Source organism: Pseudomonas fluorescens, from assembly GCF_030344995.1.
GTDB classification, from domain to species: Bacteria; Pseudomonadota; Gammaproteobacteria; order Pseudomonadales; family Pseudomonadaceae; genus Aquipseudomonas; species Aquipseudomonas fluorescens_BF.
This window is the reverse complement of record NZ_CP128260.1, coordinates 5,146,314-5,164,163: the sequence shown is the minus strand read 5'-3', so window position 1 is coordinate 5,164,163 and position 17,850 is coordinate 5,146,314. Positions and strand designations below refer to the sequence as shown.

At 62.3% G+C, this 17,850-nt stretch carries 15 protein-coding genes and 1 pseudogene; 7 read left to right on the top strand and 9 right to left on the bottom strand.

The features are described 5' to 3' along the window. Positions 1 to 54: 54 nt before the first annotated feature. Positions 55 to 231, top strand: coding sequence for a hypothetical protein (locus QR290_RS23160; protein WP_007951232.1), 177 nt, complete (start codon positions 55 to 57; stop codon positions 229 to 231). On the opposite strand, the gene QR290_RS23155 is transcribed toward QR290_RS23160, so the two are convergent. The 5 genes and pseudogenes from QR290_RS23155 to QR290_RS28835 all read right to left on the bottom strand — a co-directional run. Continuing rightward, the gene (locus tag QR290_RS23155; RefSeq protein WP_289203695.1) at positions 215 to 1,213 is read right to left on the bottom strand and encodes a lysylphosphatidylglycerol synthase transmembrane domain-containing protein; all 999 of its coding nucleotides are present in this window, start codon (positions 1,211 to 1,213) and stop codon (positions 215 to 217) included. The two genes, QR290_RS23160 and QR290_RS23155, sit on opposite strands and share 17 nt — an antisense overlap. Next, complete coding sequence (locus tag QR290_RS23150; protein WP_289203694.1) at positions 1,210 to 1,986, bottom strand: polysaccharide deacetylase family protein; 777 nt, start codon at positions 1,984 to 1,986, stop codon at positions 1,210 to 1,212. Before QR290_RS23150 ends, QR290_RS23155 begins: the two co-directional genes overlap by 4 nt. Further along, positions 1,979 to 3,091 (bottom strand): glycosyltransferase family 4 protein, encoded by a 1,113-nt coding sequence (locus QR290_RS23145; protein WP_289203693.1) that lies wholly within the window; start codon positions 3,089 to 3,091, stop codon positions 1,979 to 1,981. The genes QR290_RS23150 and QR290_RS23145 overlap by 8 nt, the downstream gene beginning before the upstream one ends. Positions 3,092 to 3,372: 281 nt before the next feature. Continuing rightward, positions 3,373 to 4,137 (bottom strand): methyl-accepting chemotaxis protein, encoded by a 765-nt coding sequence (locus QR290_RS28840; protein WP_371807424.1) that lies wholly within the window; start codon positions 4,135 to 4,137, stop codon positions 3,373 to 3,375. A 93-nt stretch (positions 4,138 to 4,230) separates the two neighbouring features. Further along, positions 4,231 to 5,262, bottom strand: a pseudogene (locus QR290_RS28835) (HAMP domain-containing protein); the annotation flags it as partial. Positions 5,263 to 5,449: 187 nt separating this feature from the next. Between QR290_RS28835 and QR290_RS23135 the strand changes: the two are divergent. Further along, positions 5,450 to 6,937, top strand: coding sequence for a helicase HerA-like domain-containing protein (locus QR290_RS23135; protein ID WP_115079994.1), 1,488 nt, complete (start codon positions 5,450 to 5,452; stop codon positions 6,935 to 6,937). A 62-nt stretch (positions 6,938 to 6,999) separates the two neighbouring features. On the opposite strand, the gene QR290_RS23130 is transcribed toward QR290_RS23135, so the two are convergent. After that, positions 7,000 to 7,455, bottom strand: coding sequence for a DUF721 domain-containing protein (locus tag QR290_RS23130; protein ID WP_289203691.1), 456 nt, complete (start codon positions 7,453 to 7,455; stop codon positions 7,000 to 7,002). Between the two features lie 307 nt (positions 7,456 to 7,762). Here QR290_RS23130 and secA point away from each other — a divergent pair, with 307 nt between their 5' ends. The 4 genes from secA to QR290_RS23110 all read left to right on the top strand — a co-directional run bounded on the left by secA (position 7,763) and on the right by QR290_RS23110 (position 13,477). After that, positions 7,763 to 10,501 (top strand): preprotein translocase subunit SecA, encoded by a 2,739-nt coding sequence (secA, locus tag QR290_RS23125; RefSeq protein WP_289203690.1) that lies wholly within the window; start codon positions 7,763 to 7,765, stop codon positions 10,499 to 10,501. Positions 10,502 to 10,623: 122 nt separating this feature from the next. Beyond that, positions 10,624 to 11,841, top strand: a complete 1,218-nt coding sequence (argJ, locus tag QR290_RS23120) for a bifunctional glutamate N-acetyltransferase/amino-acid acetyltransferase ArgJ (RefSeq protein ID WP_085606632.1) — start codon at positions 10,624 to 10,626, stop codon at positions 11,839 to 11,841. Between the two features lie 62 nt (positions 11,842 to 11,903). Continuing rightward, positions 11,904 to 12,536: a glutathione S-transferase family protein gene (locus tag QR290_RS23115; RefSeq protein ID WP_115078995.1), complete on the top strand. Its 633-nt coding sequence runs from the start codon at positions 11,904 to 11,906 to the stop codon at positions 12,534 to 12,536. Beyond that, complete coding sequence (locus QR290_RS23110) at positions 12,533 to 13,477, top strand: Nudix family hydrolase (protein WP_289203689.1); 945 nt, start codon at positions 12,533 to 12,535, stop codon at positions 13,475 to 13,477. Before QR290_RS23115 ends, QR290_RS23110 begins: the two co-directional genes overlap by 4 nt. 39 nt (positions 13,478 to 13,516) lie before the next feature. On the opposite strand, the gene QR290_RS23105 is transcribed toward QR290_RS23110, so the two are convergent. Genes QR290_RS23105 through QR290_RS23095 form a run of 3 tightly spaced genes read right to left on the bottom strand, consistent with a single transcriptional unit; the run spans position 13,517 to position 17,101 of the window. After that, positions 13,517 to 14,098, bottom strand: a complete 582-nt coding sequence (locus QR290_RS23105) for a cob(I)yrinic acid a,c-diamide adenosyltransferase (RefSeq protein WP_289203688.1) — start codon at positions 14,096 to 14,098, stop codon at positions 13,517 to 13,519. Between the two features lie 3 nt (positions 14,099 to 14,101). Further along, a complete protein-coding gene (locus tag QR290_RS23100) occupies positions 14,102 to 16,138 on the bottom strand; it encodes a sensor histidine kinase (RefSeq protein WP_115078992.1) in 2,037 nt (678 codons plus the stop codon). 45 nt (positions 16,139 to 16,183) lie between these two features. Further along, positions 16,184 to 17,101: a putative 2-dehydropantoate 2-reductase gene (locus QR290_RS23095; protein WP_289203687.1), complete on the bottom strand. Its 918-nt coding sequence runs from the start codon at positions 17,099 to 17,101 to the stop codon at positions 16,184 to 16,186. Positions 17,102 to 17,241: 140 nt separating this feature from the next. On the opposite strand from QR290_RS23095, the gene QR290_RS23090 reads away from it, so the two are divergent. Then, positions 17,242 to 17,727 (top strand): YajQ family cyclic di-GMP-binding protein, encoded by a 486-nt coding sequence (locus QR290_RS23090; protein WP_007951218.1) that lies wholly within the window; start codon positions 17,242 to 17,244, stop codon positions 17,725 to 17,727. The last annotated feature ends 123 nt before the right edge of the window (positions 17,728 to 17,850 follow it).

Below are 17,850 nucleotides of genomic sequence, written 5' to 3'. Positions count from 1 at the left end.
GGTTCGCTCCCACGCAAAGCGTGGGAGCGATCCATGGACCGTGAGGAATGACCGATGAGCGATCCACTGGACAAAGCCACTTCCAAGGCACCCGCCACCCTGGGCGAGGGCTGTCTCAGCCGTTATGACCCGGATGACCTGAGCCCGGAGGACGGCACGGAGTTTCCCGGCGCTGCCGAACTGTGGGAACAACTCAAGGACGAAGAGGATGACCTCAAGAAGCCTGTCTGACGCTCAGCAGCTTTTTCAGCAACGGCCGGCCCAGCATCAATAGAAACACCGGGCCACCCACCAGCAGATAGAAGTAATACGTCACCACCCGCCAGATCAGGATCGCCGCCGCCGCGGTCGATTTGCCGACCATCGGCGCCAGCAGCGCCGCCGAGGTCAATTCCGCCGCACCGGCACCGCCCGGCAACAGGCTGAATTGTCCCGCACCCAGCGAAAGCATCTGGATCAGAAACGTCCAGGCCCACTGCACGTCCGCCCCCAGCCCGCGCAACGCCAGATACAGCACGCTGTATCGCAGCGACCAATGCACGCAGGTCAGGACGAACACCTTGATCAACGTCTGCCACGGCAATTTCAGCGCATCGGTGAAAGCGGCCAGAAAGTGCAGCAACTGCCGCGCCCAGCGCCGTCGGGTGCGGGGTTCGACGTTCATCCCGGCCAGCAGACGCCCGCTCAGGCGAATCAAACGACGGTGATAGCGCGCGACCAGCACGCAACTGAACAAACCGCCGGTCAAGGACAGGGCACTGACGATCAGCAGCCATTCCATACGGTCGCTGAGATGCTGGAACAGCGCGTAGATCAGGATCCCGCTCAGGGCGCAGAGAAAGAACAGCAGATCGCTCAACTGATCCATCGCAAACACGGCGCTGCCCCGGGCCGGACGCACGCCGCTGCGCGCCAGCAACGCCATGATCGTCAACGGCCCACCGCTGCCGCCGGGCGTGGCGCACCAGGCAAATTCGGCGGCCATCACCACCCCAAGGCTTTTGACGGGGGTGACCCGGTCACGCTGATCGCCGAGCAGCAGCCGCAGGCGCAAGGTGTTGATACCCCAGCACAGCAGAACCATGGCGAACATGATCAACAACCAACGCAGCGGAAAGGCTTGCAGGCGCTCCCAGGTCTCGCCGCCCCCGAGCAGAACGGGCACCGCCACGGCCACCAGCAGGCCGATCAGCAACAGAACTCCGCGACTCAAGCGGCACGCTCGGCTTGAGTGCGCTGGCGCGTCAGCCAGTCGATTTTGGTCATGGGCACGCGTCCGTCCGCCAGCAGTCGTTCAAGGGTGCGCCACCAGTAATCCCGGGAAAAGCAGTGGCGCATGTCCACGGGGTGCAAGCCTAGACGAATCACCGGCGCCTGACGCCAGCGCTGTTCCCGCTGTTCGCTGATGACCTTCGACATGCCGCGACGCCAGGCACTGCGCGCGCTCCACACCAGTCCTGGGGCCTCGACTGCCGTGAAATCCGGCAAGTGATATAGATGCTGCGGATCGCTGGTGTAGCGCAGTGGCAATTCGCGCAGTGCCTGGCGCGTGCCGGCGCTCATCAGCCAGGCCGGGGCGACGAAACCGTGTAGCGGCCAGTCGTGGCGCCGAAACAGATCGATGCCCGGGCGCAGGCGGGCGAGGGCGGCTTCACGGGACAGCTGATAGAACTCGCCCTCATGGGTGTAAACCCGGCGCATGAACCAGTCGCGCGCCGTGCGCGGGCCGGGCTCGGTGTCTTCATGAAAGTGGCCGTGCAGGGCCAGTTCATCGCCGCGTGCGACGCGCTCGTCGAGCATTCGACAAAACGCCGGATGAGCTTCAAGGGCATCGTGCCGATGGAAGTCCGGGACCACCAGCCATGTCATCTGGACATTGCCCAACCGGTCAACGGCTTCGACGAACGCTCGATAATCCACCCACGTGGAGGGCGCCACGTCATGCAGCACCAGCATCAGCGCCGGACGCTCGTGAGATTCAGCCATTGGCCACCCGAGGAACCGAATCGCCGAGTACGGCGTGGTAATGGCCCAGCAGGCTGTCGACCACCGTGTCCCACGCGTAATGCCGTTCGACATGTTGGCGCGCTTGCCGCCCAAGTACGCCAGTCCCGCGACTGAACAATTCGCGCACGGCATTGGCCATGGCTTGCGCATTGTTCGGCGCGCAGAGCAGGCCGCAGGAGTCGCTGACGATTTCCTCGAACGCTCCCGCTGCCACTGCCACCACCGGAATGCCGCAGGCCATCGCCTCCAGAATCACCAGGCCGAAGGTTTCCTGATCGCCGGCGTGGATCAGCGCATCGGCACTGGCCATCAGCCGCGCGACCTGTGCGGCCGGGCAGAACCGATCGATAACGCTGACGTTGTCCGGGACAGATGCCGGCATCGACGAGCCGACCAGCAACAGGTGATAGCGCGGGCCCAGGCGTTTCATGCAATCGAGCAGCACCGGCAGGTTTTTCTCCTTGGAGCCGCGACCGGCGAAGATCAGCAGGCGCGTGTCCTCGGCGATCCCCAGTTCGCTGCGCAGTCCGGTGTCGCGGGCATCCGGGTGGAAGGTGTGCAGGTCTACGCCCAGCGGTTGCACGAAGACATTGCGTACGCCCAGTCCGCTGAGCTTGTCGGCCATCACCTGGCTGGGCGCCAGCACCCGGTCGAAATTGCCGTACAGCTTGCGCACATACGCGTCGACATTCGGCGTGACCCAGTGGCCCATGCGGTTGCCCACCAGCAGCGGCAGGTCGGAGTGATAGAAACCGATCACCGGCACATCCAGCTGTCGACGCGCATCGAGCGCGGCCCAGGCGGTGAGGTACGGATCGCCGACTTCGATCAGATCCGGCTGCAGATCCTGCAGGACGTTTCGCCAAGGGGCCAGGCGCACGGGGAAGCGATAGCCCTTGCCGAAAGGCAGGGCAGGGGCGGGAACCGTGTAGACGCCGTCACGTTCGCCGAAATGCGCGCCGGGAATCAGCAGGCTGTGGCGGATGCCGGGCTTGACGCCAAGACGACGGTGCTTGGCATCCAGATAGGTGCGCACGCCACCGCTGGCCGGGGCGTAGAACATGGTGATGTCGGCGATATGCACAGTGAACGTCCCTCCGCGTTGATCTCCCTTGGTTGACCTTTATCAAGAATAGATGTTCGGTCGGGTTTCGCGGTGGGGGGGAGGGCGCCAGGCCCTCACCCTAACCCTCCCGAAACGTCGGACCGCCCAGGGGGAGAGGGGACTGACCGAGGTGTTCTTTCGCTATACATCGACCTGAGATATCGAGCCGAACTCAGGTTTTGAATTAACCCCGATCTGCTCCCTTTCCCCCTCGCCCCCTTGGGGGAGAGGGTTGGGGTGAGGGGGTAAGGCTTTTGATCTTAAATCCGGAAGCTGCCAACCAGTTGCTTCAAGCGCGAAGCCTGCTGCTCCAGATCCGAACAAGCCCGCAACGTCGCCTGCAGGTTCTCGACCCCTTCCTGGTTCAGCGTATTGATCTCGGTGATATCCACGTTGATCGACTCGACCACAGCAGTCTGTTCCTCGGTCGCGGTGGCCACCGACTGGTTCATCCCGTCGATTTCACCAATGCGCTGGGTCACGCTGTTCAGGCGCTCGCCGGCAAGGTTGGCGATGTCCACGCTGTCCTGACTGTGGCGCTGGCTGTCGCTCATGGTGCTGACGGACTCGCGAGCGCCGACTTGCAGCTCCTCGATCATGGTCTGCACCTGTTGCGCCGATTCCTGGGTGCGGTGGGCGAGGTTGCGCACTTCGTCCGCCACCACCGCAAAACCACGACCAGCCTCGCCGGCACGGGCCGCTTCGATGGCCGCGTTGAGCGCCAGCAGGTTGGTCTGTTGGGAAATGCTGGTGATCACTTCCAGGATCTGACCGATGTTCACGGTCTTGCTGTTCAGCGATTCGATGTTGCTGCTCGACGCGCTGAGCATGCTCGACAGTTGATTCATCGCCTTGATGCTGCGATCCACCACTTGCTGACCGTCTTCGGCCAGGCCGCGGGCGTCGCTGGCCTGGGTCGAGGCCTGCGCTGCGTTGCGGGCGATTTCCTGGGCGGCGGCGCCGAGCTGGTTGATCGCCGCGGCCACGCTGTTGGTGCGCGAGGCTTGCTGGTCGGAGTTGTACATCGACGAGTTCGAGGCTGCGACCACGCGCAGGGCGACTTCGTTGACCTGGCCGGTGGCCGACGACACTTCGCGGATCGAGCCGTGGATACGCTCGACGAAACGGTTGAACGCGGTGCCGAGCACGCCGAATTCATCCTGATTCTGGATGGTCAGGCGCTTGGTCAGATCGCCTTCGCCGTCGGCGATGTCTTCCATGGCGCGGGTCATCACGTGCAGCGGCTGGATCAGGATACGGATCAGCATGCCGAGCAGGGCGATGATGATCGCCACCGCAATCACGGTCGCGATCACGGCCGAGGTGCGGAACTCGCTGAGCATCGAGAAGGCTTTGTCTTTGTCCACCGACAGGCCGATGTACCAGTTCACCGACGGCAGGCCCTTGATCGGGGTGAAGTTGACGATGCGGGTCTTGCCGTCGACGGTGACTTCAGTGAAGTCGCTGCTGATGCGCGGGGTGTCCTGCGGATAGGCTTCCTTCAGTGATTTCATCACCAGGGCCTTGTCCGGGTGCACCAGGATTTTGCCGTCGGCGCTGACCAGGAACGCGTAGCCCATGCCGGAGAAGTCCCGGGCGCTGAGGGTGTTGATCAGGGTTTGCAGGCTCAGGTCGCCGCCCACCACGCCCACGCTTTGGCCGGCCTTTTTCGCGGCGGTGGCGATGGAAATGATGGTCTGGCCGGTGGCCGCGTCGATGTACGGTTCGGTCAGGGTCGAGGTGCTGCTGCTTTCAGCGCCTTTATACCAAGGGCGAACGCGCGGATCGAAACCGTCCGGCATCTTCGCATCCGGGCGGATGGTGAAGTGCCCGGTGGCATCGCCGAGGTAGGAGGCCATGAAGGTCGACGTCAGGGCTTTCTGTTCCAGCAGGCTGGCGACAGCGGACGGCTCGGGGTTGATGGCGATGTTCTGGGCAGCGTTCTCGATCAGCAGGATGCGCCCGCTGAGCCAGGTCTGGATGTTGTCGGCGGTGACCTCGCCCATCTCGTTGAGGTAATTGTCCAGGTCCTCGCGGATCGCATTGCGCTGCAACCAGTCGTTGTACAGCGTGAACGAGGCGAAGGCGGCAATGACGATGAGGGCGGCGGCAAGCAAAATTTTATGGCTGAAACGCAGATTTTTGTTCATGGCTTGGGGTTCCGCTAAGGTCTTAATGTCCAGGGCGTGCTTTTATAAAGGCGCGCAAAATGGGCAGGGGTGAAAGCGCACTGATATTTCCGTCTCTCCTTAGGGAAATCTCAGACCGGACTTTTGATCGGGTCTCTCACTCTCTCTATCGGCCATGCTCGACAAAGATTAACCATTGGGTGACCAAATGCCTGACTCCTTGCAACTCGTAATCGGCGCCGACCTCGCCGGGCAACCGATCGCCCAGGCCATGCGCCTGGCCAACCGTCACGGACTGGTAGCCGGCGCCACCGGTACCGGCAAGACCGTTACTTTGCAGCGTCTGGCCGAGGCGTTCAGCGACGCCGGGGTCGCGGTGTTCGCCGCCGACGTCAAGGGCGACCTGTGTGGTCTCGGTGCCGCCGGCAACCCTCAGGGCAAGATCGCCGAGCGCATCGCCGGCATGCCGTGGCTCAAGCACACGCCTCAGGCGTATCCGGTGACCTTGTGGGACATTCACGGTCAGTCCGGTCATCCGTTGCGCACCACGTTGAGTGAAATGGGACCTTTATTGATCGGGGCCTTGCTGGAGCTGACCGACAGCCAGCAGTCGGCGTTGTATGCCGCGTTCAAGGTGGCGGATCGCGAAGGGCTGTTGCTGCTGGATCTCAAAGACCTGAAAGCCCTGCTCAATCACCTCAAGGACAATCCGCAGCTGCTGGGCGAAGACGCCGCGCTGTTCACCACCGGCTCCAGCCAGGCGCTGTTGCGGCGCTTGGCCACGCTGGAGCAGCAGGGCGCCGAGGCGTTGTTCGGCGAACCGGCGCTGCAACTGGAAGACATTCTGCAACCGGCCGCCGACGGGCGCGGGCGGATTCATCTGCTGGATGCCAGTCGTCTGGTGCATGAGGCGCCGAAGGTCTACGCGACTTTCCTACTATGGCTGCTGGCCGAGCTGTTCGAGCAACTGCCGGAGCGCGGCGATGCCGACAAACCGCTGCTGGCGCTGTTTTTCGATGAGGCGCATTTGTTGTTCGGCGATACGCCGAAGGCGTTACAGGAACGGCTGGAGCAAGTGGTGCGGCTGATCCGTTCCAAAGGCGTCGGCGTGTATTTCGTTACCCAGTCGCCGGGCGATCTGCCGGACGATGTGCTGGCGCAACTGGGGCTGCGGATCCAGCACGGCTTGCGCGCGTTCACCGCCAAGGAGCAGAAATCCCTGCGGGCGGTGGCGGATGGCTTCCGGCCGAATCCGGCGTTCGACACGTTGTCGGTGCTCACCGAACTCGGGATTGGCGAAGCGCTGGTCGGCACCTTGCAGGAAAAGGGCACGCCGGAAATGGTTCAGCGAGTGCTGGTGGCACCGCCGCAATCGCGGATCGGGCCGTTGACCGAGACCGAGCGCACGATGCTGATTGCCGGTTCGCCGTTCAAGGGCCGTTATGACAAGCCGATCGATCGCGAGTCGGCCTATGAAATCCTGATGGGTCGCAAGGGGCTGGCGCCGGAGGCTGAAGCGGCACAGGGCAAACCGGCGGTCGAGGAGCCGAGCCTGGCGGACAAGGCCGGCGAATTTCTCGGCACGGCGGCGGGACAGGCGCTCAAGTCGGCCATGCGTCAGGCGGCGAATTCGCTGGGTAAACAGTTGGTGCGCGGTCTGATGGGTTCATTGCTCGGCGGCAGCAAGCGCCGCTAAAACGGATGGTATGGAGATCTGAATGTGGGAGCAAGCCCGCTCCCACATTGATTGGGTTGATCTCAGGATTTGGCCTTGGCGTGCGCTGCCAGACGCTCCAGCGCCGCCCGCAGGCTCGGATCGCTGATCCCGTCGGCGGTGGATTGAATGGTCGCTGCGGCATCCGTCGACAGATCCATCGTATGCCCGGCTGCTCTTGGCTGAATGACAGGTGGTCGCACCGAGAACTTGATCCGCGTCAGATTGGCGAACTCGTCGAACATCTGCAGGTGCCGTTGCAGGCGTTTTTGCTGATAGCGCAGACGCGTGGCCCAATGACCGTCGGTGACGATCAGCAACAGCTCGCCTTCGCGCCACTTGGCCACGTGGCAGTGTTCACGGGCGGCGGGTTGCAGCTGGCTTTCGAGCAGACGTTGCAGATGGGCCAGGCGCTGGGCATGACCGAGGATGGCTTTCAACGGCCTGGCTTCGCGTAGCAGAACGGCGGGCGCTCTGGCTGTGAGAGGGCGAAATGCCATGATCTAGGACCTGAAGTTGCAGAGGCGCCATGGTAGCAGATAGCACCCATTTCACTCGCCCATTGCTTTTGTCCCTGCTTTGCCCATTAAATCAACGACTAACTTCTTCGCTGTACGGCTTGAAGTTGAGCAAAACGCCCCTATTTTAAGTGAGCCCCGTCAAAGCGCAGTGCCAGCATCGTGGAATATCCCCACTTTCCTCACCACCGTTTCCGGGTAGAATGCTCGTTCGCATGCGGCCATGAGGGCTGCACGGGCGACTCACGGGGCCGCCCTCCATCCCTTTAGTGTGGAAGATCCTGCCGATATGTTTGCGCCTTTGTTAAAGAAACTTTTTGGAAGCAAGAACGAGCGTGAAGTCAAACGCATGCTCAAGACGGTGCAGCTCGTCAATGCCTTCGAAGAGAAGATGGTCGCCCTCTCGGACGATCAACTGCGCGCCAAGACCGCAGAGTTCAAGGACCGCATTGCCAAGGGGGAGACCCTCGACAAGCTGTTGCCGGAAGCCTTTGCGGTCGCCCGCGAAGCCGGCAAACGCGTCATGGGCATGCGCCACTTCGACGTCCAGCTGATCGGCGGCATGACCCTGCATGAAGGCCGGATCGCCGAAATGCGTACCGGTGAAGGCAAGACGCTGGTGGGTACCCTGGGTGTTTACCTCAACGCGCTGTCCGGCAAGGGCGTGCACGTTGTGACTGTGAACGACTACCTGGCCCGCCGTGACGCCAACTGGATGCGCCCGCTGTATGAATTCCTCGGCCTGACCGTCGGCATCGTGACGCCGTTCCAGCCGCCGGAGGAGAAGCGCGCCGCCTACGCCGCCGACATCACCTACGGCACCAACAACGAATTCGGGTTCGACTACCTGCGCGACAACATGGCGTTCAGCATGGAAGAGAAATTCCAGCGCGAACTCAACTTTGCCGTGATCGACGAAGTCGACTCCATCCTCATCGACGAAGCGCGTACTCCGCTGATCATTTCCGGTCAGGCCGAGGACAGTTCCAAGCTGTACATCGAGATCAACAAGCTGATCCCGAAACTCAAGCTGCACGTCGAAGAAGTCGAAGGCGAAGTCACCCAGGAAGGCCATTACACCGTTGACGAGAAGACCCGTCAGGTCGAACTCAACGAATCCGGTCACCAGTTCATCGAAGACCAGCTGACCAGCATCGGTCTGCTGGCCGAGGGCGAAAGCCTGTACTCGGCGCACAACCTGAGCCTGCTGACTCACGTCTACGCCGGCCTGCGTGCGCACAAGCTGTTCCATCGCAACGTCGAATACATCGTGCAGGACGGTCAGGTCGTGCTGGTCGACGAACACACCGGTCGTACCATGCCGGGTCGTCGTCTGTCCGAAGGCCTGCACCAGGCCATCGAAGCCAAGGAAAACCTGAACATCCAGGCCGAGAGCCAGACCCTGGCATCGACCACGTTCCAGAACTACTTCCGTCTGTACGAAAAACTGTCCGGCATGACCGGTACGGCCGACACCGAAGCGTTCGAATTCCATCAGATCTATGGCCTGCCGGTCATCGTAATCCCGACCAACAAGCCGTTGGCCCGTAAGGATTACAACGACCTGGTGTTCCTGACCGCCGAAGAGAAATACGCGGCGATCGTCAACGACATCAAGGAAAGCATGGCCGCCGGCCGTCCGGTGCTGGTGGGTACTGCGACCATCGAAACCTCCGAGCACATGTCCGCATTGCTCGTGAAGGAAGGCATCGAACACAAGGTCCTGAACGCCAAGTTCCACGAAAAAGAAGCTGAAATCATTGCCCAGGCCGGTCGTCCGGGCGCACTGACCATCGCAACCAACATGGCCGGTCGTGGTACCGACATCCTGTTGGGCGGCAACTGGGAAGTTGAAGTCGCGTCGCTGGAAAACCCGACCCCTGAGCAGATCGCCCAGATCAAGGCCGACTGGCAGAAGCGTCACCAGCAAGTGCTGGAGTCCGGCGGTCTGCAGGTGATCGCGTCCGAGCGTCACGAATCCCGTCGTATCGACAACCAGCTGCGTGGCCGTGCCGGCCGTCAGGGTGACGCCGGTTCCAGCCGCTTCTACCTGTCGCTGGAAGACAGCCTGATGCGTATCTTCGCCTCTGATCGGGTGAAGAACTTCATGAAAGCCCTGGGCATGCAGTCCGGTGAAGCGATCGAGCACCGCATGGTGACCAACGCCATCGAGAAGGCACAGCGCAAGGTTGAAGGCCGCAACTTCGACATCCGCAAGCAACTGCTCGAGTTCGACGACGTCAACAACGAACAGCGTAAAGTGATCTATCACATGCGTAACACGTTGCTGGCTGCGGACAACATCGGCGAGACCATCGCTGATTTCCGTCAGGACGTCCTGAACGCCACCGTCAGCGCGCACATTCCGCCGCAATCGCTGCCAGAGCAGTGGGACGTGGCCGGTCTGGAGGCGTCGATCGCCAGCGACTTCGGCGTGAAGCTGCCGATCCAGCAATGGCTCGACGAAGACGATCACCTGTACGAAGAAACCCTGCGCGAGAAGCTGATGAACGAGCTGATCGCCGCGTACAACGAAAAAGAAGACCAGGCGGGCGCCGATGCCCTGCGCTCGTTCGAGAAGCAGATCGTGCTGCGCGTTCTTGACGACCTGTGGAAAGACCACCTGTCGACCATGGATCACCTGCGTCACGGCATCCACCTGCGTGGTTATGCGCAGAAGAACCCGAAGCAGGAATACAAGCGCGAGTCCTTCACGCTGTTCTCCGAGCTGCTGGATTCGATCAAGCGCGACTCGATCCGTGTGCTGTCGCACGTTCAGGTTCGCCGCGAAGATCCGGCCGAAGAAGAACAACGCCTGCGTCAGGAAGCCGAAGCACTGGCCGCCCGCATGCAGTTCGAACACGCCGAGGCTCCTGGCCTGGAAGCGCAACCGGAACTGGTCGGTGAAGAGGTCGATGTGGCCCTCGCTGCCGCCCCGGTTCGCAACGAGCAGAAACTGGGCCGCAACGAACTGTGCTACTGCGGTTCGGGCAAGAAATTCAAGCATTGCCACGGGCAGATCCAGTAAACCCCGTTTCAATCGCTGAAATACCCGCGCCGCGACCGGCACCAGCCGTCGCGGCGTTTTGCCATTTACACCACCGCCACTACGCTTGGCGGTGCTGACATCATTGAGTAAGGAGCGCATTCATGGCTGTTGGTCTTGGTCCTTTGCCAACGTTGCACCCGGTTGCCGGTTTTGAACTCGGTATCGCTTCGGCCGGCATCAAACGCCCTGGGCGCAAGGATGTCGTCGTGATGCGTTGCGCCGAAGGTTCCACCGTGGCGGGCGTGTTCACGTTGAACGCTTTCTGTGCAGCACCGGTGATCCTGGCCAAGAAGCGCGTGCAGAACCCGGTGCGCTACCTGTTGACCAACACCGGCAATGCCAACGCCGGCACCGGCGAACCGGGCCTGGCCGCCGCCGAGCGCACCACCGCCAAACTGGCCGAGCTGACGGGCGTGGACGCCAGCCAGATCCTGCCGTACTCCACCGGCGTGATCGGCGAGCCGCTGCCGGTCGAGAAGATTGAGGGCGCCTTGCAGGCCGCGCTGGACGATCTGTCGGAAAACAACTGGGAAGCCGCCGCCACCGGCATCATGACCACCGACACGCTGCCAAAAGGCGCCAGCCGCCAGTTCCAGCATGACGGTGTGACCATCACCGTCACCGGTATCAGCAAAGGCGCGGGCATGATCCGTCCGAACATGGCGACCATGCTCGGTTACATCGCCACCGACGCCAAAGTCTCCCGCGACGTGCTGCACAACCTGATGCTGGACGGCGCCAACAAGTCGTTCAACCGCATCACCATCGATGGCGACACCTCGACCAACGACTGCTGCATGCTGATCGCCACCGGCAAGGCTGCGCTGCCGGAAATCACCCGTGCCGAAGGCGAGCTGTTCGCCAAGCTGAAACAGGCCGTATTTGAAGTGTGCATGGACGTGGCCCAGGCCATCGTGCGTGACGGCGAAGGCGCGACCAAGTTCGTGACCGTAGAAGTCAACGGTGGCGGCAATCACCAGGAATGCCTGGACGTCGGCTACACCGTGGCCCACTCGCCGCTGATCAAGACCGCACTGTTCGCCTCCGACCCGAACTGGGGCCGTATCCTCGCCGCTGTCGGCCGTGCCGGTGTGCCGGATCTGGACGTGAGCAAGATCGACGTGTTCCTCGGCGACGTGTGCATCGCCAGCCGTGGCGCCCGCGCCGCGACCTATACAGAAGCCCAGGGCTCGGCGGTGATGCAGCAGGAAGAAATCACCATCCGTATCGAACTGGGTCGCGGCGATTGCAGCGAAACCATCTGGACCACCGACCTGTCCCACGAGTACGTGAAGATCAACGCCGAATACCGCACCTGATCCCTGCCGAAGAGGGAGGTCTGCGGACCTCCTTTTCTTCTGTCCCATGAAAGGACCCGAACATGAGCCTTCACCTGATCATCGGCGACAAACTGCTTTCCTCCTGGTCCCTGCGCGCGGCGCTGGCGCTTGAACTGACTGGCGCGCCCTACACCGAAGAACTGGTCAAGCTCGGCAAGCCCGACACCCGGGAGCGGCTGCTGGCGCATTCGCCGACCGCCAAGGTGCCGCTGCTGAAAACCGCCCGTGGCACCATCGCCGACTCTCTGGCGATTGCCGAATACCTGGCCGAGCAGTTTCCTTCCGAACAACTCTGGCCGACCGATATCGCCGCCCGTGCTCAGGCCCGATCCGCCTGCGCGCAGATGCACAGCGGCTTCTTCGCGATGCGCAATCACATGCCGTTCAACCTGAGCCACGATGCGCCGCTCAACCCGGTGCCGCCGGAAGTGAAGGTCGATGTCGAACGCATGCTCGCGCTGTGGGCCGAATGCCGCGCCGCCGCGACCGAGCCTGGGCCTTACCTGTTTGGTCGGGTGTCGCTGGCCGATGCGTTCTTCGCCCCGATTGCCGTGCGCCTGCGCACCTATCAGGTGAAGCTGCCGGCCGACGATGAAGCCTATGTTGAAACCGTCTACCAATGGCCGGCCTTCAAGGCCTGGCAAAAGGCTGGACTGGAGGAATTGCAGTCGTGAAACGTGTACACGTCGCCGCCGCCGTCATTCGTGACGGCAGCGGCAAGATTCTGATCGCCCGCCGTGCCGATACCCAGCATCAGGGCGGCCTCTGGGAATTTCCAGGTGGCAAGGTCGAAGCCGACGAGTCGGTGCAAACCGCGCTGGCCCGCGAGCTGCACGAAGAGTTGGGCATTGTCGTCGGCGCCGCCCGGCCGCTGATCAAGGTGCGCCACGATTACCCGGACAAGCAGGTGTTGCTGGATGTCTGGGAAATCTCGAGCTTCACCGGTGAGCCTCACGGTGCCGAAGGCCAGCCATTGGCCTGGGTTTCGGCCAAGGAGCTGACGGATTACGAATTTCCGGCAGCCAACCAGCCGATCGTCGCGGCGGCGCGTCTGCCCGCTGAATACCTGATCACCCCGGAAGACCTGGAAGCCCCGGCCTTGTTGCGTGGCATCCAGAAGGCGATTGCCGGTGGCATCAAGCTGATCCAGCTGCGTGCGCCCAATGGCTATGACCCGAAGTACCGCGATCTGGCGGTGGACGCGGTCGGCCTCTGCGCCGGCAAGGCGCAGTTGATGATCAAGGGCCCGTTCGAGTGGCTGGGAGATTTCCCGGCCGCCGGCTGGCACATCACCTCGGCGCAGTTGCGCAAGTACGCGGCCGCGGGGCGTCCGCTGCCGGCAGATCGCTGGTTGGCAGCGTCCTGCCACAACGCTGAAGAACTGACGCTGGCCGAGCAGATGGGCGTGGATTTCGTCACCCTGTCGCCGGTGCAGCCCACCCTTACTCACCCGGATGCACAGCCGTTGGGCTGGGAGCAGGCTTCGACACTGATCGAAGGCTTCAGCAAACCGGTGTTTCTGTTGGGCGGAGTCGGCTCGGCGGAACGCGAAAAAGCGTGGGATGCCGGGGCTCAGGGTGTGGCGGGGATTCGGGCGTTCTGGCCTGAGGTCTGAATGGGTATCCGATCACTCCCGCGCCACGCGTGGGAGTGATCAGTTTTCGGGTTTCGCCGCCGGCTGCCACAGGATTTCTGCAACACCCTGACGCCGCGCAATCAACCTCGCCGCCACAAACAACAGATCCGACAAGCGATTGATATACGCCAGGCCAACCCCGGCCAACGGTTCGATCGCATTCAAATGCTGGCAGCGACGTTCGGCACTGCGCGCCAGGCTACGGCAGACATGCGCCTGGGCAATCAGCATTGAACCACCTGGCAGAATGAAATTCTCCAGTGGCCCCAACTCCTCGTTCCACACATCGATGGCGGCTTCCAGCCGTTCGATTTCCGCTGAATTCAGTGCCTGATATTCCGGCATCGCCAACTCGCCACCGAGATCGAACAATCGGTGCTGGCAGGGCGCCAACACGTCGATCAATTCATTCAGCCCAGGGCAGGTTTCGCGTTCGGCGATCAATCCGGCCAGCAGCACGCCGACCTGACTGTTCAGCGTATCGACCTCGCCAATGGCTTCGATGCGCGGGTGATCTTTGGGCACGCGGCGACCGTCGCCAAGTCCGGTTTCGCCCTTGTCGCCAGTGCGGGTGTAGATCTTCGACAAGCGAAAGCCCATGGTTTACCTCGGTAGTTGATTGGTTTCGGCGGCGATGGGCGCCGGTTGCGCCAGTGGCAGGCGCAGGGTGAAGCAGGTGCCTTGCCCCGGCGCCGACTGCACTTCCATCTGCCCTTTGTGGTTGTTGGTGATGATGAAGTACGACACCGACAGCCCGAGGCCTGTGCCCTGGCCGATTTCCTTGGTGGTGAAGAACGGCTCGAAGGTGCGCTTGCGCACGTTCTCGCTCATGCCGATGCCGTTGTCCTCGACCTGAATCTCGGCCCACGGCGGGTTGAGTCGGGTGCGCAAGGTGATTCGGCCCGGTTCGCTATCATCTTCGCGCTGGTGGATCGCCTGCGCGGCGTTCTTCAGCAGGTTGAGCAGCACCTGTTCAAGCTCGTTGGCGGTGCCAGGCACCGGGCCCAGCGCCGGGTCGAACTGGCGAATGATCGCTTGGCCCTTGAAGTCGAAGCCGATGGCCAGATCGAAGTCGTTGCCGGCGATTTCCACCGCTTGATCGATCAGCGCAGGCAGGTCGCACGGCGCCATCTGGCGGTTGCTGCGACGGCTGAAGCTGAGCATGTGGGTGACGATTTTCGCCGCCCGGGCGCCGGCCTGCTGGATGCCGTCCAACAGTTGCGGGACTTCCCGGCCTTGCAGGTAGCGGTTGACTGCGTCCAGCTCGATTCCCAGTTGTTCGGCCTGTTCGAGGTTTTTCGGCAGGTCTGGTGACAGACGTCGGCGGATGTTCTGCACGTTGTGCAGGATCGCCCCCAGCGGGTTGTTGATCTCGTGGGCCATGCCGGCGGCGAGGCCACCGACCGACAGCATTTTCTCCGACTGAACCATCATTTCCTCCAGCGACAGGCGCTGGGTGATGTCGTCGATCCGGATCACCACGCCGCGCCCGGCGCCGCCCATCAACGGGTAGAAGGTGAGGGCGTAGTGCTTGGGCTCGTCGTCCTTGAACCACGTCACCCGCTCGATTTTCGCCACCGTGTGCTGTTCGACGGTCTGCTTGAGTTGCGGCAGGAACGGTTTGAGCGGTTCGAAGGCGAGGAAGATCGGCTGGTTCAGCGCTTCGTCCAGCCGTGTGCCGGAAAGGGCACTGGCCTCCTGGTTCCATTGCGTGACGTAGAGCTGTTCGTCGAGGGCAATCAGCGCCGAGGGCATGGAGTCGATGATGCTGTTGAGGTAGTTCTGGAACCCGGTGAGTTTCTTCTCGATCTTGCTGCGCACCTGGACTTCCAGTTCCAGCTTGCGGTTGGTGTGGCGGGTTTCTTCGGCCAGCCCCTGGGCCTGATCGTAGGCTGCCTGGGAATCGTCGCGGGCGCGTTTGAGTTGCTGCTCCCGGGCCTCGATGCGCGAGAGCATGGTGTTGAACGCCTCGGCCAGACTGCCGATTTCATCGTGGTTACCCCGGGAGGCGCGCAGGGCGTAGTTCTCCTCACGGGTCACCTGGCGGGACAGTTCTTCCAGTTGATGGATCGGCCGGGTGATCAGGCGCTTGATCTGCCGGGCGATGACCAGCCACAGCAGCACACTGAAAATCAGGATCCCCAGACTCGCCGTGAGTGTGCCGGTATAGAACGCCACTGGCAGTTCGCTGCTGGCCACCAAAAGGAGGTGGCCCGGTGCAGTGCCGGGGCGGGGCAGGGTGATGAGTTGATTGCTGCGAAACTCGGTCAGTTGCCAGGCTTCGATGTGCCGGTAGCGCTCCGGCAATTTGAGTTTGTCGCCGTGTTGCAGCTGCGCCAGACGTTCGCCTTTGCCGTCGTATAAAGCGGCGGCGCGCAGTGGGGAATAGCTGTCGAGTTCCTTGAGCAGGCGCTCGGCGCTTTGCGGCGACTGCAAGGCTTCGGCCACCAGGCTCGGGTTGGATACCAGCCGGCCGATGGTCTGCAATGCCTGAGGCGCCATGCTTTCCTGGGAGATGTAATAGGCGGCGCTGATAAAGGTCAGGTTGGCGACCAGCAAAACAGTGGTCAACAGCACCAGCAGGGCGGCCAGCAGTTTCTGGCCGACCGGCAGGTTTTCGAGGCGCTGGCGCAATGGCATCAGGTTTATCGCAGCAAAGGAACAAGTGGCCAGCGTAGCCGCTGCTCAGTCGACGGGCAATCCGAGACTGTTCAGATGAGCGGTCAGGCGCTGCTGCAATTGCTTGAGATGTGGCAGGTTCAGTTGATGACGCTCGGCTACCTTGCAGGCATGGTCGAGCAGATAGCTGATTTCGGTGCGGCGTTTATTGGCCACATCCTGATACATCGACGAGAAGTTCGCCGCCGTGGCCTGGATCACCCGTTCGACTTCCTGTTGCAGGTTGTCCGCCGCCGCCGGTTGCCCGCAACGTTCGAGCAGTTCGGTCAGCTCGCCGCACAGCGTCGCGACTTCACAATGATGTTGCTGGAGGCCACCGTTGCGGCAGTCGTGCAGCACCGTCAGCGGATTGATCGCACAGTTGAGCGCCAGTTTGCGCCACAGGCGGGTAAGGATGTCGGCGCTCCATTCATGTGGAATCTTTGCTGCCTCAAGATCGTCCAGCCAGATGGGTGCCACGGGATGACCGGCGTCGCCGAGCCAGGTGTAACCATGGCCGGCAAACACCACGCGCCAGTCGCCGTCGCGAAACGCGCCCTCGGTGCTGGAGGCACTGATGCAGCGGGCTTGCGGGACTCGTGCGGCGACTGCTTCCTGGCTGCCTAGGCCGTTCTGCAAGAGGATCAGCTCGGCGTCCGGTGCCAGACGATGGGCAAGCGCGGCCACGGCCGCTTCGGCGTCGTAGGCCTTGCAGGCCACCAGCAGGCGACGGATGGGGCCGGGGCTGTCCGGGGTCTCACCGGGGATCGCGTAACTGCTGGCCACGCCTTGTTCGACAAGGGTCAGGCCGCCCGCCGTTGCATAGTCGTGCAGGCGGTCGATGTCGCGCAGGATCAGCCGGACCGGCAATCCGGCCCGTGCCAGACGCGTGGCCCAGAGCGTGCCGAGACTTCCGGCGCCGAGGACATGCCAGGGGGTGGACATCAGTTTTTCACTCGGTAAGGTACAGGCATGCAAGGCTCGCCGTGTCGGTGGGAAAAGACCCGTTATAATGAGCCCGATTTTAACCGCAAGCCAAGCGCGCCGCGTCCCGTACGAGCGCGCCTTTTTATTGGAGAGATTACATGCCGTCGTTCGACGTGGTATCCGAACTGGACAAACACGAACTCACCAACGCGGTCGAGAACGCCGTGAAGGAACTCGATCGTCGTTATGACCTGAAAGGCAAGGGCAGCTTTGAATTCAAGGAAAAGGACCTGACCGTCCACCTGACCGCTGAAGCCGATTTCCAGCTGGAAGCGATGATCGAGATCCTCAAGCTGGCCCTGGTCAAGCGCAAGATCGACGTGCAGTGCCTCGAAGTCAAAGACTCCTTCGCCTCGGGCAAGCTGATGAAGCAGGACGCTGTGCTCAAGGAAGGCATCGACAAGGAGCTGGCGAAGAAGATCGTCGGCCACATCAAGGAAGCCAAGCTCAAGGTGCAGGCCGCCATTCAGGGCGAGCAGGTACGTGTGACCGGCAAGAAGCGTGACGACCTGCAGGAAGCGATCGCAGCCCTGCGTGCCAAGGAATTCGGCATGCCACTGCAGTTCAACAACTTCCGCGACTAAGCTTTCCGGTCGGGAACCTCTCGGCGTTTAAAGCGTCCGAGGCCCAAGCAACGGCAGAAACGATTGAGCCCTGTTCGGTTCGGTCTTTCTGCCGCTGGTTTTTTACAGCCCGGGAAGCCGGCA

What these genes read in the sequence shown, in the direction of transcription:
- QR290_RS23160 (WP_007951232.1), top strand. Translation starts at nt 55, where the DNA reads ATGAGCGATCCACTGGACAAAGCCACTTCCAAGGCACCCGCCACCCTG.
- QR290_RS23150 (WP_289203694.1), bottom strand. Translation starts at nt 1,986, where the DNA reads ATGGCTGAATCTCACGAGCGTCCGGCGCTGATGCTGGTGCTGCATGAC.
- QR290_RS28840 (WP_371807424.1), bottom strand. Translation starts at nt 4,137, where the DNA reads ATGTACAACTCCGACCAGCAAGCCTCGCGCACCAACAGCGTGGCCGCG.
- QR290_RS23135 (WP_115079994.1), top strand. Translation starts at nt 5,450, where the DNA reads ATGCCTGACTCCTTGCAACTCGTAATCGGCGCCGACCTCGCCGGGCAA.
- QR290_RS23130 (WP_289203691.1), bottom strand. Translation starts at nt 7,455, where the DNA reads ATGGCATTTCGCCCTCTCACAGCCAGAGCGCCCGCCGTTCTGCTACGC.
- secA (WP_289203690.1), top strand. Translation starts at nt 7,763, where the DNA reads ATGTTTGCGCCTTTGTTAAAGAAACTTTTTGGAAGCAAGAACGAGCGT.
- argJ (WP_085606632.1), top strand. Translation starts at nt 10,624, where the DNA reads ATGGCTGTTGGTCTTGGTCCTTTGCCAACGTTGCACCCGGTTGCCGGT.
- QR290_RS23115 (WP_115078995.1), top strand. Translation starts at nt 11,904, where the DNA reads ATGAGCCTTCACCTGATCATCGGCGACAAACTGCTTTCCTCCTGGTCC.
- QR290_RS23105 (WP_289203688.1), bottom strand. Translation starts at nt 14,098, where the DNA reads ATGGGCTTTCGCTTGTCGAAGATCTACACCCGCACTGGCGACAAGGGC.
- QR290_RS23100 (WP_115078992.1), bottom strand. Translation starts at nt 16,138, where the DNA reads ATGCCATTGCGCCAGCGCCTCGAAAACCTGCCGGTCGGCCAGAAACTG.
- QR290_RS23095 (WP_289203687.1), bottom strand. Translation starts at nt 17,101, where the DNA reads ATGTCCACCCCCTGGCATGTCCTCGGCGCCGGAAGTCTCGGCACGCTC.
- QR290_RS23090 (WP_007951218.1), top strand. Translation starts at nt 17,242, where the DNA reads ATGCCGTCGTTCGACGTGGTATCCGAACTGGACAAACACGAACTCACC.